Source organism: Candidatus Njordibacter sp. Uisw_039 (assembly GCF_047730075.1).
Taxonomy (GTDB): Bacteria; Pseudomonadota; Gammaproteobacteria; order Pseudomonadales; family Balneatricaceae; genus Njordibacter.
Genome location: NZ_CP159831.1, coordinates 2,509,255 through 2,521,852 on the forward strand (window position 1 = coordinate 2,509,255; position 12,598 = coordinate 2,521,852).

General features: G+C 46.3%; 15 protein-coding genes. All 15 read right to left on the minus strand.

All coding sequences use genetic code 11. The features are described 5' to 3' along the window. Positions 1–2 precede the first annotated feature (2 nt). The 15 genes from bamB to cysE all read right to left on the minus strand — a co-directional run bounded on the left by bamB (position 3) and on the right by cysE (position 12,558). The gene (gene bamB, locus ABXT70_RS11945) at positions 3–1,148 is read right to left on the minus strand and encodes an outer membrane protein assembly factor BamB (protein WP_443640695.1); all 1,146 of its coding nucleotides are present in this window, start codon (positions 1,146–1,148) and stop codon (positions 3–5) included. Between the two features lie 54 nt (positions 1,149–1,202). Further along, positions 1,203–1,835, minus strand: a complete 633-nt coding sequence (locus ABXT70_RS11950) for a YfgM family protein (protein ID WP_443642510.1) — start codon at positions 1,833–1,835, stop codon at positions 1,203–1,205. 44 nt (positions 1,836–1,879) lie between these two features. Next, positions 1,880–3,157, minus strand: coding sequence for a histidine--tRNA ligase (gene hisS, locus ABXT70_RS11955; protein WP_443642511.1), 1,278 nt, complete (start codon positions 3,155–3,157; stop codon positions 1,880–1,882). 41 nt (positions 3,158–3,198) lie between these two features. Continuing rightward, positions 3,199–4,167, minus strand: coding sequence for a RodZ domain-containing protein (locus ABXT70_RS11960; RefSeq protein WP_443640696.1), 969 nt, complete (start codon positions 4,165–4,167; stop codon positions 3,199–3,201). A 121-nt stretch (positions 4,168–4,288) separates the two neighbouring features. Further along, positions 4,289–5,407 (minus strand): 23S rRNA (adenine(2503)-C(2))-methyltransferase RlmN, encoded by a 1,119-nt coding sequence (rlmN, locus tag ABXT70_RS11965; RefSeq protein ID WP_443640697.1) that lies wholly within the window; start codon positions 5,405–5,407, stop codon positions 4,289–4,291. Positions 5,408–5,557: 150 nt separating this feature from the next. Further along, entirely contained in the window at positions 5,558–5,965 is a 408-nt protein-coding gene (ndk, locus tag ABXT70_RS11970) for a nucleoside-diphosphate kinase (RefSeq protein ID WP_046485207.1), read from the minus strand. A 129-nt stretch (positions 5,966–6,094) separates the two neighbouring features. Then, positions 6,095–6,295: a Fe-S cluster assembly protein IscX gene (gene iscX / locus ABXT70_RS11975; RefSeq protein ID WP_443640698.1), complete on the minus strand. Its 201-nt coding sequence runs from the start codon at positions 6,293–6,295 to the stop codon at positions 6,095–6,097. Between the two features lie 27 nt (positions 6,296–6,322). Next, positions 6,323–6,661, minus strand: coding sequence for an ISC system 2Fe-2S type ferredoxin (gene fdx / locus ABXT70_RS11980; RefSeq protein WP_443640699.1), 339 nt, complete (start codon positions 6,659–6,661; stop codon positions 6,323–6,325). A gap of 42 nt (positions 6,662–6,703) precedes the next feature. Then, the gene (hscA, locus tag ABXT70_RS11985) at positions 6,704–8,587 is read right to left on the minus strand and encodes a Fe-S protein assembly chaperone HscA (protein WP_443640700.1); all 1,884 of its coding nucleotides are present in this window, start codon (positions 8,585–8,587) and stop codon (positions 6,704–6,706) included. 11 nt (positions 8,588–8,598) lie between these two features. Next, complete coding sequence (gene hscB / locus ABXT70_RS11990; protein WP_443640701.1) at positions 8,599–9,126, minus strand: Fe-S protein assembly co-chaperone HscB; 528 nt, start codon at positions 9,124–9,126, stop codon at positions 8,599–8,601. Between the two features lie 23 nt (positions 9,127–9,149). After that, a complete protein-coding gene (gene iscA / locus ABXT70_RS11995; protein ID WP_443640702.1) occupies positions 9,150–9,473 on the minus strand; it encodes an iron-sulfur cluster assembly protein IscA in 324 nt (107 codons plus the stop codon). Positions 9,474–9,513: 40 nt separating this feature from the next. Then, on the minus strand, positions 9,514–9,891 hold the full coding sequence (gene iscU, locus ABXT70_RS12000) for a Fe-S cluster assembly scaffold IscU (protein ID WP_443640703.1): 378 nt from the start codon (positions 9,889–9,891) through the stop codon (positions 9,514–9,516). A gap of 58 nt (positions 9,892–9,949) precedes the next feature. Then, a complete protein-coding gene (locus ABXT70_RS12005) occupies positions 9,950–11,164 on the minus strand; it encodes an IscS subfamily cysteine desulfurase (protein ID WP_443640704.1) in 1,215 nt (404 codons plus the stop codon). Positions 11,165–11,224: 60 nt separating this feature from the next. After that, positions 11,225–11,698, minus strand: coding sequence for a Fe-S cluster assembly transcriptional regulator IscR (iscR, locus tag ABXT70_RS12010; protein WP_443640705.1), 474 nt, complete (start codon positions 11,696–11,698; stop codon positions 11,225–11,227). Between the two features lie 89 nt (positions 11,699–11,787). After that, a complete protein-coding gene (gene cysE / locus ABXT70_RS12015; RefSeq protein WP_443640706.1) occupies positions 11,788–12,558 on the minus strand; it encodes a serine O-acetyltransferase in 771 nt (256 codons plus the stop codon). Positions 12,559–12,598: the final 40 nt, after the last annotated feature.

Here is a 12,598-nt window from a genome sequence, read left to right on the forward strand (position 1 = left end):
AATTATTTCAAGCCAAGACGCGTAAGACGCCCATCTAGACTTAGTAAGAAAATATTATCTTGGTAGCTCTTGCTACCAATACGCGCACCTTTGATAGCCAATTTTTGACGCCCTATAAATTCGCCATCGCTTAACTGAAGTACATGGGCATAACCTTCCGTATCAACCACCAATGCTTGGTTAGCTAATCCCATGGGGGATGTCAATAAGCGGTGCTTCAGGGCATCGTTCTGCCATAGTACATGGCCACGCTCTCTATCATAAGCAAGCACCGTATCTTGAGCATCTACTACCAAAATAGCGTCCCCTACTAAGGCTGTGCCACTAATACTAGAAACAGGCTGCTGCCACCTAACGGTACCCGTTAAGGCATCAATTGCGGCAATATTGCCCTGATAGCTACTGACGTAAAGTAGATCATCCACCAACGTTAATGCGCCATCTATATCGACTAAACGCTCAATTTCTGAACGACCTATTGCGGCACCAATGCTCTTTTGCCAAACCACACTACCTACTTGATTATCCAAAGCTACCAATTTACCGCTGGCAAAGCCTGCATAGGTGTAGCTTTCGTTGACTAGCGGTGTACTAGTCCCTCGCAAGGTTAGACTGGGTAGGTTTGCCGCATAAGACCATTGGAACTTACCCTCTTTAACAGCATATGCACTTACCTTTCCATCGACGGTTTGCACCACAACAATTTTACTATTCGCTTGCGGTGCAGCTAAAGCCTCACTAGAGGTATTCACCTGCCACAATATAGACCCATCGGCACTACTCACAGCAACTAATTTCCCACTTTGAGTGACCACAAACAATTGCTGATTTATGTGGCCAACACCTGCAGTAACTTTCTCTGCGAGATCTATCTTCCAGTTAACCTCTCCTGTATCTACATTAAAAGACCCCAACTGTTGCCCAGAGGCTGCGAATATAGCGCTTCCTGATAGCAAAGGCTGCATAACTGAACTGCTCTTAACATCACCTTTACCTACAGCCACGGACCAGTGCTGCACTAACTGTACTTGCTGGTTAATCGCGTTTAATGGTGCAGGATCCGGCAGGTTACCACCAGATGACGAACACCCACTAACGGCTATCAAGGTTAGACAAATAATCAATAGCTTTAACGGCCTAGCGATCATGTTTACAATTCCTATCCTGGTCATTATCTGGAGGCCTCTTAGGCACTAAGAGTGCTACTGGGCAAGATTATCTAGCTTCAAACCTAACAGCGGATTGTTTGCACCACTAGCAGCAACCAGCAAAGAAGCCTCTGTATAAGCTGCTCGAGCAGCATCTAAATCACCTTTCGCAATCAGCAAATCGCCGCGAGCTTCTAGCCTCCCTAACTGCCATGCGTCATCACCATCCACCAATAAAGCTAACGCCTCATCGTACTGATCTTGCGCGCCTAGCACCTTAGCCAAACGAATGGTGGCTAAGGCATGAACTTCAGCATCACCTTGCTGCTTTAATACCCACTGTAATTCAGCTGCAGCAGCAGTCAAATTGCCTTCTTGAACCTCAACACGCGCTACCATAAGCGCTGCAAATTGAGCATAGGTACTAGAACCAAATTCCGTTTTAAGCAATCCGCTGTTATGGCGGACTTGAGCCACTTCCTCTTCAGTCAACTGGCCTACGGGGGCACTATTCATTAGCTGCTGAAAGTATACGCTGGCTGTTTCTGCTTGATTAACTTGATGGTCCTGATAGCCATTCCAACTTAGTACGCCACCAATGGTAACGGCAACAGTCAGTATTAATGACTTGCCATTTTCCTGCCACCAACGTTTTAGTGCTTCTACCTGCTCTTCTTCTGTCTTCATTTCGGCCACGACCAAAAACTCCTTAATGCTGCTTATAGTAATTATTAAATAAGTTCAGCCACATGCGCTGATACTTGATCTAGAGAGATGCTTTGCTGTTCACCCTGACCTTGTAATGGCCTCAACTGGATTTGACCCTGGGCTAACTCATCTTCGCCCATAATAAGCACCAGTTTAGCGCCACAACGATCAGCCTTTTTCATTTGATTCTTGAGACTGCCGCCACCGCAATGCCACAGTAAGCGTAAACCAGCAATGTCAGAGCGTAATTGTTCTGCTAATTGCATGGTGCGCAAACTTGCAGCATCACCCATATGGGCTAGGTATACATCAGCTTGCTGTCCTAAGCCAGCAGGCTCCTGCTGCATTTCTTGTAACAACAAAATCATCCGTTCTACGCCCATGGCCCAGCCTACGGCAGGTGTGGATTTACCACCAAGTTGCTCTATCATACCGTCATAACGACCACCACCACATACTGTACCCTGAGCACCCAACTTATCGGTCACCCATTCAAAAACAGTCTTGCAGTAGTAATCTAAACCCCTCACCAAGCGAGGGTTAATCTCATAACTAATGTCCGCAGCATCTAAAAGTTCACGTAAACGCTGAAAATGAACGCGAGATTCATCATCCAAATAGCCATAAAAATCAGGTGCACCGTCCAACAAAGCCTGGGTGTTTGAATCCTTACTATCCAACACCCGTAATGGATTAGTAGATACTCGACGCTGACTATCAGTATCAAGTAAGTGCATATTAACTTGCAAAAACGTCACTAAATCAGTTCGATAAGCAGCCCGGGCCGCAGAACTTCCTAAGGTATTCAACTGCAATGTCACGGCGTCTTGCAAGCCCAGCTGCCGCCACAAACGCGCTGTCATTATAATCAGTTCAGCATCTACATCTGGGCCATCTAAACCATACACTTCTGCACCAAATTGATGGAACTGTCGCTGACGCCCTTTTTGTGGGCGTTCGTAGCGAAACATGGGACCGTGATACCACAAACGCTGCACTTGGTTATAGGTTAGCCCATGCTCTTGAGCGGCTCGCACACAGGAAGCTGTGCCTTCTGGCCTCAGGGTCATATTATCGCCATTGCGATCAGCGAAGGTATACATCTCCTTCTCTACAACATCTGTCGCTTCGCCTATTGAACGACAAAATAAATCCGTTTTTTCAGCGATGGGCATACGAATTTCTTGATAACCATACTGATCAAAAACCAACTTCATTTGTGCTTCAAAAAATTGCCACAAAGGCGTTTGAGCCGGCAATATATCGTTCATACCACGAATGGCTTTTATAGACGCCAAAATGTGTTCCTTATTTAATGGAGGTGTCGCTAACTAATGCAGATCTATTTGTTCAGAGTAAGGCGCGCAATGTCCTTTCGAGTATGTGGCTTTAAATCAATGGCTTGGCCGTCAAACGTCATTGTAGCTACCCCAGAGGAACGCCCCAACAACACTTCTATTGGCGCTGTTACCACTTGGTCAATGGTGTCGCCTGCAGAGTACAAGTCCGACAGTATCATCTTACCTTTGCCATCTTTAATCTCTACCCAACAATCTTTATCAAATACCATTATCAGTTGAGCTTCATCAGGTGCAAGCACAAGAACATCAGCAGCCACTAGGGGTACTGGTTCTTTAACGCTTTCTGTCACCGCATCAACGTCAGGTTTAGCAGCAACCACTTCCACCACTTCCACCTCTTCAGACTGTATATTTGGCTCGGCTGCAGACGCAGGCTCTTCTGCAGGCACCGTTGCTCCCACGTCACTTTGAGTTGTAGTCAGTAGCACTAAATCAATACTGTCGTCGCCATCATCAGTTTCACTCGCAGGAGCGTCCACGACCACGCTGGTTGATTGGGAAAACATTAAACCGCCATTTTGGATTTGCCACCAAACAATTGATGCGGCTAGCAAACCAATAGCAAAAATGATTGAAGTCAACTTAACCCAAGTATCACTGGGCTTGCTTTGCGAACCGCCCTTAGGGATACCTGGCATAGGTTTAGTGCCGTGGTTTGGCGCGCCATACACCGCATCAAACTCTGCCACCAATGCTTGACCATCCAAGCCTACATGGCGGGCAAAGGAACGAATGTAGCCTCGAGCAAATAAAGAGCTTGGAATCAATTCAAAGTTATCTTCTTCAATAGCATTAATGACTTTTGATGTTAAATGTAAATCTCGGGCTGCTTCTTTTTGCGACAACCCCAACTCTTCACGGGCCTGGCGCAATAAGTGACCAGGAAAGCCTGGTAACTGACCGTCTAATTCCTGTTGATCCTGCATATCTAATGGTTCCACATCAATCACAATCAATACCCTTTATTATTATTCGACGTTGAATTACTTATCATAGTTAGACTAACCGACAGTCTTTCATAGGCCTATCATAACGCCCATTTTTGGACACTGCTAGTATCTGTAAGTTCCTTTACAAAATTTGCTTAGCTTCAATACGCGCAGCATGTGCTGCACTTCGGCGCGTACGATCTTTAACCTGCCCCACTAACTGGCCACAAGCGGCGTCAATGTCATCGCCACGAGTAGATCTAATGGTAGTAATAATTCCTGATTTCGCCATAATACGTTGAAATAATTCAATTTGTGGCCTTGGGCTACGACGATAATCTGACCCTGGAAACGGATTAAAAGGAATGAGGTTCAGCTTACAGGGCACCCGCTTAAGCACTTGAGCTAATTCACGGGCATGCTTAGGTTGGTCATTGATACCATCAATCATGGTGTATTCCATGGTAATCACCCGTTTATCATTTAGATTTTCTAAATAACGATTACACGCATCTAACAAGGCATCGATGTTGTACTTTTGATTCACCGGCACTAGCTGGTTGCGTAGCAAGTCGTTAGGGGCGTGTAAAGAAACAGCTAAAGATACATCAGTTATCTGGCTCAAACGGTCGATGGCCGGCACCACACCCGCGGTACTTAAGGTCACACGACGCTTAGAAAGGTTATATGCATTATCATCCATCATAAGCGCAATGGCTGGAGTGACATTATCAAAATTCAGCAGAGGTTCGCCCATACCCATAAATACTACATTAGTCACCCGGCGTGGGCCGTTTGGATCCACAGGGCCAAACGACTTAATAGCAATGCGCAGTTGGCCAACAATTTCAGCCGCAGTTAAATTGCGGTTAAAACCTTGTTTGCCAGTAGAACAAAAACTACAGTCCAGAGCACAACCCACTTGAGATGAAACGCATAAGGTCGCCCGATCACCATCGGGAATAAGTACCATCTCAACTTTGTTGCCACCTGACACTCCGATCACCCACTTTCGGGTACCATCTTTAGAATCGCCACGGTACAGCACTTCAGGTTCTACGATTTCAGCACTTAGGGTGAGTTTTTCACGCAATTTTTTACTGACATTGGTCATGCTTTCAAAGTCATCTGCACCAAACTGATGAATCCACTTCATCACCTGAATTGCCCGAAACTTCGGCTCATCCATAGTTTTGAAAAAGGTTTCCATTTGCGTTTGGGAAAAACCTAAAATATTAATTTTTGTGCTGACTTCAGACATTTTAAGACCTGTAAGTAATACATAGTTTTGCGCAGCCATTTATTTGGTCTAAACGCAATGCGGCGTTCACTAGGAACGCCGCACGTTGCATGCTGTTATTGCCGCTAAAAATTAGCCAAAGCAATAACAGCCTACTTTAACCAACAGCTATTAGCCACCGAAGAAGTAGGCAATTTCACGAGCGGCTGACGTCGTAGAGTCAGATCCATGTACCGCGTTTGCATCTATAGATTCTGCAAAGTCACCACGAATTGTACCTTCAGCAGCTTCTTGTGGGTTAGTTGCGCCCATTAGATCACGGTTCTTATTTACTGCGCCTTCACCTTCAAGAACCTGCACAACAACAGGACCAGAAGTCATGAAAGAAACCAAGTGGCCAAAAAAAGGACGTTCGCTATGCTCAGCGTAGAAGCCTTGAGCTTCGGCTTCGGACAACTGCTTCATTTCCATACTAACAACTTTAAGGCCGTTAGTTTCAAAACGAGAAACGATTTTGCCGATTACATTTTTTGCTACAGCATCAGGCTTGATGATGGACAGAGTGCGTTCTACCGCCATGGTATTCTCCAAACAGTGGGACCCATTAAATGGGTTAATATTAAAAAAATAAAGACGTACTAAGACGTACGTGAATTTTGACCGCGTAATTGTACGCTGTTTTATACGCCTTTAATAGCCCACTGGGTACTAATCCAACTCAGCGATCCAGGCAAGCTGAATGGCTTCTAAAATCTTTTCTCCACAACGCTTAGGGTCGTCATTAAAGTCTGGCAAGGCCATAACCCAACCCATCAAATCTGTAAACCGCACTAGCCGTGGGTCCACATCTGGATGGGTTTCATATAACTCAATAGCGATATCTAGCGTATCCGTCCAAACCATACTCATAAGAACCTCCCAAGGCCGTTAATAGTGTTAATGCGCTTCGGAGACAATATTAATAGTGTACTTGGGAATTTCCACTACTAAATTGTCTTCCGCGATAACTGCCTGACAGCTGAGTCTAGAATCTGGCTCCAAGCCCCAAGCCTTATCCAACATATCATCTTCTAATTCGTCAGACTCGATCATTGAGTCAAACCCTTCTCGTACTACAACGTGACACGTTGTGCAGGCACATGATTTTTCACAGGCGTGCTCGATGTCGATACCGTTCTTTTTGGCAGCATCTAAAATAGTCTGCCCAGCAGGCGCCTCAAACACTTGCCCCTCTGGGCAAAGTTCGGCATGGGGCAAAATAATAATTTGTGGCATTTAAGTTAGCTCCTAAGCTTGCGGCTATTATGACCAGCTGTGTTACAACTGATCCACAGACTTACCCGCGAGGGCTCGTTTAATACTATCATCCATACGCATGGCTGCGTAGGCATCACTGGCCTTAGCCATGACTTCAATTTGTTTCGCGATAGCATGATGATCTTGGCCATTGCGAGCCAACACCAATTGCTCCATTTGCTTGACGATAGCCTGCTGCTCTTGTGACGTAAGTAGACGCTCCCCATCTTCTGCAAGCGCCATAGTCACCGCTTCTACAAGACGATCTGCCTCAACTTGCTGCTCACGCAAACTACGGGCGCTGCGATCATCTTCCACATTAGTCCAACTGGCTTTAATCATGTCTGCAATCTGCACGTCAGATAAGCCATAAGAAGGCTTTACTTGCACTGATGCAGCCACACCCGAAGTTAACTCACGGGCACTCACCTCCAGCAAGCCGTCGGCATCCACCTGAAATGTGACTCGAATTTTAGCCGCACCAGCCGTCATTGCTGGAATACCTCGCAACTCAAAGCGAGACAAAGATCGGCAATCCTGCACCAACTCACGCTCACCTTGCAAGACGTGAATAGACATGGCCGTTTGACCATCTTGATATGTGGTAAATTCTTGGGCGCGGGCCACAGGAATCGGCGTGTTACGGTCAATTACTCGTTCCACTAAACCGCCCATGGTCTCTAAACCTAACGATAACGGCAGCACATCAAGCAACAATAACTCTTCGCCACTTTGATTACCTGCCAACACATCAGCCTGACGTGCCGCACCCAAAGCCACTACCCGATCTGGATCTATGTCGGTTAGCAGCTGTTGCTGAAATAATTCCGCCACCCGTTCTTGCACTCGCAAACTTCGGGTTGAACCACCCACCATGACGATTCGAGCTACATCATCTGGCGTCACTTTAGCATCACGTAAAGTGCGCTTTGTCGCTCTAATTGCCTTACCAATAATAGGATCTAGCAACAGGTTCATTTGTTCACGAGTGAGCTCCAGATCGGCATAGGCTTCTGTGCCTGGCCAACCCTCAAAGGATAGTTGAGTACTCTGCAAATCACTTAACAATTCTTTGCCTGCGCGAGCCAGGCGCAGCAAAAACCGCTGCTGAGCCAAATCCAGCTTGGCGGGTATTTGACGCTCTTGATGCATCCATTCCGCTAGCGCGTGATCAAAATCATCACCGCCTAAAGCTGAATCGCCACCAGTTGCAAGCACCTCAAAAACACCCTGCTCCATACGCAATATGGAGATATCAAAAGTACCTCCACCCAGATCAAACACAGCGATAGTGCCGTGCTCTTGCTGATCCTGCTCCAAACCATAGGCCACTGCCGCAGCTGTGGGTTCATTAAGTAGGCGCAATACCTGGATGCCTGCCAACTGAGCCGCGTCTTTGGTTGCTTGGCGTTGCGCATCATCAAAATAAGCTGGCACCGTAATCACAGCACCAACCAATTCCCCACCTAAGCTACTCTCTCCACGCTGCACCAGGGCACGTAAAATATCAGCAGACACCTGCACAGGACTCTTTAAACCAGATACGGTGTTAATAAGGGGCATGCCCTGATCACAAGCTTCAAATAGGTAAGGCATGTTTTCGCCAAGACGCTTTACATCTTCAATACCGCGGCCCATTAGGCGCTTAACAGACATTACCGTGTTAGCTGCATCATCCACTAAATGAGCTTGGGCCTTGACGCCAACTTGAGGCAACTCGTCAGCCAAGTAACGCACCACAGAAGGTAATAAGTGTTCACCACGACTATTAGGCAGGGTTTCTGCTTGCCCACTACGAACACTGGCCACTAACGAGTGCGTGGTGCCAAGGTCTATACCGACAGCGAGTTTTCGTTGATGAGGTTTGGCGCTTTGACCGGGCTCTGCGATTTGCAACAAGGCCATGTGTGTATTCCTTAATCGAGCAATGCGCCCTCGAGGGCGTCTAGTTGCTGCTGTAACTTAACGATAAACTGAAGCTTACGTACGGTTTTTTCCGCGATTTCAAAGTCTGACGAACCATACGCCTGGGCAAATTCATTTTCTAATTGGCTGGCCTGGAGTTGGAGCCGAGATGCCATAACATCAATTTCTGCTTCCGGGTCTTGAGCCCGAGGCATGTCTTCTAAGGATTCTCGCAGCTCAATTTGCTGCAACAAAAAATCCATAGGCATTTGTGTGTTATTAGGTGCTAATGGGTCCATATCCTGCAACTGAAGCAGATAAATGCCGCGCTTTAACGGTTCGAGCAAGGTAGCGTAGGCTTGATTTAAATAGGCCGTAATTTGCACCGCTCTTCTTTGCTCACTATCAGGCTGAGATACAAAGCGATCTGGATGGTGTTGTTGCTGCAGTCGGCGGTGAGATTGACGCAACACCGCAAGATCTACAGCAAAGTCACAAGGCAAACCATAACAAGAGAAATAATCTTGACTAATATCCATAGCTCTAAAGCACCAAAGACTGCCTAAACGTTAAAGCTTTCACCACAACCACACTCGCTTTTGGCGTTGGGGTTATTGAATTGAAAACCTTCATTAAGACCTTCTTTGGCGTAATCCAGTTCTGTACCATCTAAATACAACAAACTTTTTGGATCAATCACCACTTTCACGCCTTTGCTGTCAAAGATTGCATCATCTGCAGATACCTTATCAACAAATTCTAAAATGTAAGCCATTCCTGAGCAGCCCGTAGTGCGGACACCCAGACGCACGCCTTCACCTTCGCCACGATTAGCTAAGTAGCTAGTAACGTGGTCGGCGGCTGCCTGTGTAATGGTAATGGCCATGATGCCTTCCTCTTATGGATACTTAAATAACGCCTAAGCGTTATTGCTTGCTCTTATAGTTGTGAATTGCGGCTTTGATCGCATCTTCGGCAAGTACAGAACAATGAATTTTTACTGGTGGCAATGCCAACTCTTCAGAGATGTTGGAATTACGAATTTCGCCAGCCTGATCTAAGGTCATACCTTTCATCCACTCGGTAACTAACGAGCTTGAGGCTATGGCAGAGCCACAGCCATAGGTTTTAAATTTGGCGTCTTCAATCACACCTTCGTCATTTACCTTAATCTGCAGACGCATCACGTCTCCACAAGCTGGCGCTCCCACCATACCAGTACCTACGTGCGCATCTGCTTCGTCCATCTTGCCCACGTTACGGGGGTTTTCGTAATGATCGAGAACCTGTTCGCTATATGCCATGTGATTATCCTCTCAAGCTATTTTATGTGCAGGCAGTGGGTAAACCACTGCGCCTTAATTAGTGTGCAGCCCACTGCACAGAGTCCAAATCGATACCGTCTTTGTACATGTCCCACAAAGGCGATAACGAGCGCAATTTAGTCACTGCGTTAAGTGACAACTCAATCGCCTGATCAATATCCGCTTCCGTAGTGAACCGTCCAATGCTAAAACGAATTGAACTATGGGCCAGTTCATCATTCATGCCTAAGGCACGTAATACATAAGAAGGCTCCAAGCTAGCAGACGTACACGCCGAGCCAGAAGAAACCGCCAATTCACGTAGAGACATGAGCAACGACTCACCTTCTACATAGTTAAAACTTATGTTTGCATTGCCAGCCACTCGCTGCGTTGCATGGCCGTTCATGTAGACTTCTTCCATGTCTTTAACACCATCCCACAAACGCTGACCTAAGCGTTTAATACGGGCATTATCAGCAACCATTTCTTCTTGCGCAATCGCAAACGCAGCGCCCATGCCTACAATCTGGTGGGTTGCTAAGGTGCCAGAACGCATGCCACGCTCATGACCACCACCATGAATTTGAGCCTCTAAACGCACACGTGGCTTACGGCTTACATACAAGGCTCCAATGCCTTTAGGGCCATAAGTCTTATGGGCACAGAAGGACATCAAGTCAACTTTTGATACTGCTAGATCAATGGCTATTTTACCAGTACTTTGAGCAGCATCAACGTGAAACAATACTTTATTGGCACGGGTTACCTCACCAATGGCCGTGATGTCTGTAATCACTCCAATTTCATTATTTACATGCATCAAAGACACTAAGATAGTGTCTTCACGCAGGGCTTCAGCAACTTGTTCAGCACTAATCAAGCCCTCCGATGTAGGGTCTAAATAAGTCACTTCAAAACCTTCACGTTCAAGCTGGCGACAAGTGTCTAAGACTGCCTTATGCTCAATTTTTGAGGTGATAATGTGCTTACCTTTTTTGTGATAAAAATGCGCCACACCCTTAATGGCTAAGTTATCTGATTCTGTGGCACCCGATGTCCAAACAATCTCCCTTGGATCAGCATTGATTAGATCAGCAACCTGACGACGAGCGTTTTCTACCGCCTCTTCTGCCTGCCAACCATACACGTGGGACCGTGACGCTGGGTTGCCAAAGTTACCCTCTTGCGTCAAACAATCACACATCAATTTAGCAACCCTTGGGTCTACGGGTGTGGTTGCTGAATAGTCCAAAAAAATAGGCAATTTCATGTATGTTCTCCACTGTTAGAAACAGCTATTAGTCAATCTTTAAAACAGGCAAGCAAGTTATCACTCACTTACAAAATTCAGTAATTCGGCAGTGTTAGTTTTCCCCATCTGACGCTGGGTATGCTCTTGCACCTCCCCCTCACTCACCAAGTCTGCCAAACTGATGTCACTTAAAAATGAGTGAATTTGATTACTAAGGTCAGTCCATAAATGGTGCGTTAAACACATGTTTCCCGCCTGGCAATTTTCTGTACCCCTGCAGCCAGTGGCGTCAACCGCTTCATTTACTGCATCAATCACCTGTGCCACAAAGATAACTTCTGCACCTCGGCTCAGACAATAACCACCACCAGGACCTCGCACACTCTCCACTAAACCTTGCCGGCGCAACTTAGAAAAAAGCTGCTCTAGGTAGGATAATGAGATCACTTGACGTTCTGAAATATCTGCCAAACTTATGGGCTTATCTGACGCGTGGATAGCAAGATCTAACATCGCAGTCACCGCGTAACGGCCTTTAGTTGTGAGCTTCATTAGAGAACCTGTGTTTTCAACATAGGGCCATTTTACTAAAACCTGACTAAATTAGTCAAGTATTAAAGCACATCCATTGACAGCTGATTTTATGACTGATGATCGCCCCTAGGGTCTATAGCTGCCTCAAAATCCGCCACATTCAATTCTGGTAGATTTTCGTCTATATAACTAGCATCCAGCTCTTTCATTTTAGCCGCCATACAATGCAATTTCCTGTCCACTGCGTGCATATGATCCAGTATAGCTGATAAGGATTTAGCCACCGGATCTGGCAGGTCTGAACTCATACCATAGGCGTCAAACTTATCAGCCAGATCTCGGCGTAATTTTTGCTCAGCTTCACTAGGGCGCTCAATAATGCGTCCAGGAATACCCACCACTGTGGCGTTTGCTGGCACGGCCTTAGTTACCACAGCGTTGGAACCGACACGGGCATTTTTACCAACTTCAAATGGACCTAGTATTTTTGCTCCTGCACCAACCACTACGCCATCATGCAGTGTGGGATGTCGCTTACCTTTATCCCATGTCGTGCCACCTAAGGTCACACCGTGATATAAGGTCACATCATCGCCGATGATGGCTGTTTCACCAATCACTACACCCATGCCGTGATCAATAAAAAAGCGGTTGCCTATTTGTGCTCCAGGGTGAATTTCAATTCCAGTAAACCAGCGGGTCACAGTGGATAAATAGCGCGCCAACCACTTAAGCCCAACATTCCAAAAACTATGGGCAATACGGTGCAATAGCAAAGCGTGTAAACCAGGATAGCAGGTAAGAACCTCTACAAAGTTTCGTGCCGCTGGGTCGCGGTGGAAAACGGAGGCGATATCTTCTTTCAGATGTCTGAACATGACCTTAATCCTAAATTAATGAAGCGAGGCCAGTGACTAG

What these genes read in the sequence shown, in the direction of transcription:
- bamB (WP_443640695.1), bottom strand. Translation starts at nt 1,148, where the DNA reads ATGATCGCTAGGCCGTTAAAGCTATTGATTATTTGTCTAACCTTGATA.
- iscA (WP_443640702.1), bottom strand. Translation starts at nt 9,473, where the DNA reads ATGGCCATTACCATTACACAGGCAGCCGCCGACCACGTTACTAGCTAC.
- ABXT70_RS12005 (WP_443640704.1), bottom strand. Translation starts at nt 11,164, where the DNA reads ATGAAATTGCCTATTTTTTTGGACTATTCAGCAACCACACCCGTAGAC.
- iscR (WP_443640705.1), bottom strand. Translation starts at nt 11,698, where the DNA reads ATGAAGCTCACAACTAAAGGCCGTTACGCGGTGACTGCGATGTTAGAT.
- iscX (WP_443640698.1), bottom strand. Translation starts at nt 6,295, where the DNA reads ATGAGTATGGTTTGGACGGATACGCTAGATATCGCTATTGAGTTATAT.
- ABXT70_RS11950 (WP_443642510.1), bottom strand. Translation starts at nt 1,835, where the DNA reads ATGAAGACAGAAGAAGAGCAGGTAGAAGCACTAAAACGTTGGTGGCAG.
- ndk (WP_046485207.1), bottom strand. Translation starts at nt 5,965, where the DNA reads ATGGCGGTAGAACGCACTCTGTCCATCATCAAGCCTGATGCTGTAGCA.
- hscA (WP_443640700.1), bottom strand. Translation starts at nt 8,587, where the DNA reads ATGGCCTTGTTGCAAATCGCAGAGCCCGGTCAAAGCGCCAAACCTCAT.
- hscB (WP_443640701.1), bottom strand. Translation starts at nt 9,126, where the DNA reads ATGGATATTAGTCAAGATTATTTCTCTTGTTATGGTTTGCCTTGTGAC.
- fdx (WP_443640699.1), bottom strand. Translation starts at nt 6,661, where the DNA reads ATGCCACAAATTATTATTTTGCCCCATGCCGAACTTTGCCCAGAGGGG.
- iscU (WP_443640703.1), bottom strand. Translation starts at nt 9,891, where the DNA reads ATGGCATATAGCGAACAGGTTCTCGATCATTACGAAAACCCCCGTAAC.
- cysE (WP_443640706.1), bottom strand. Translation starts at nt 12,558, where the DNA reads ATGTTCAGACATCTGAAAGAAGATATCGCCTCCGTTTTCCACCGCGAC.
- rlmN (WP_443640697.1), bottom strand. Translation starts at nt 5,407, where the DNA reads ATGTCTGAAGTCAGCACAAAAATTAATATTTTAGGTTTTTCCCAAACG.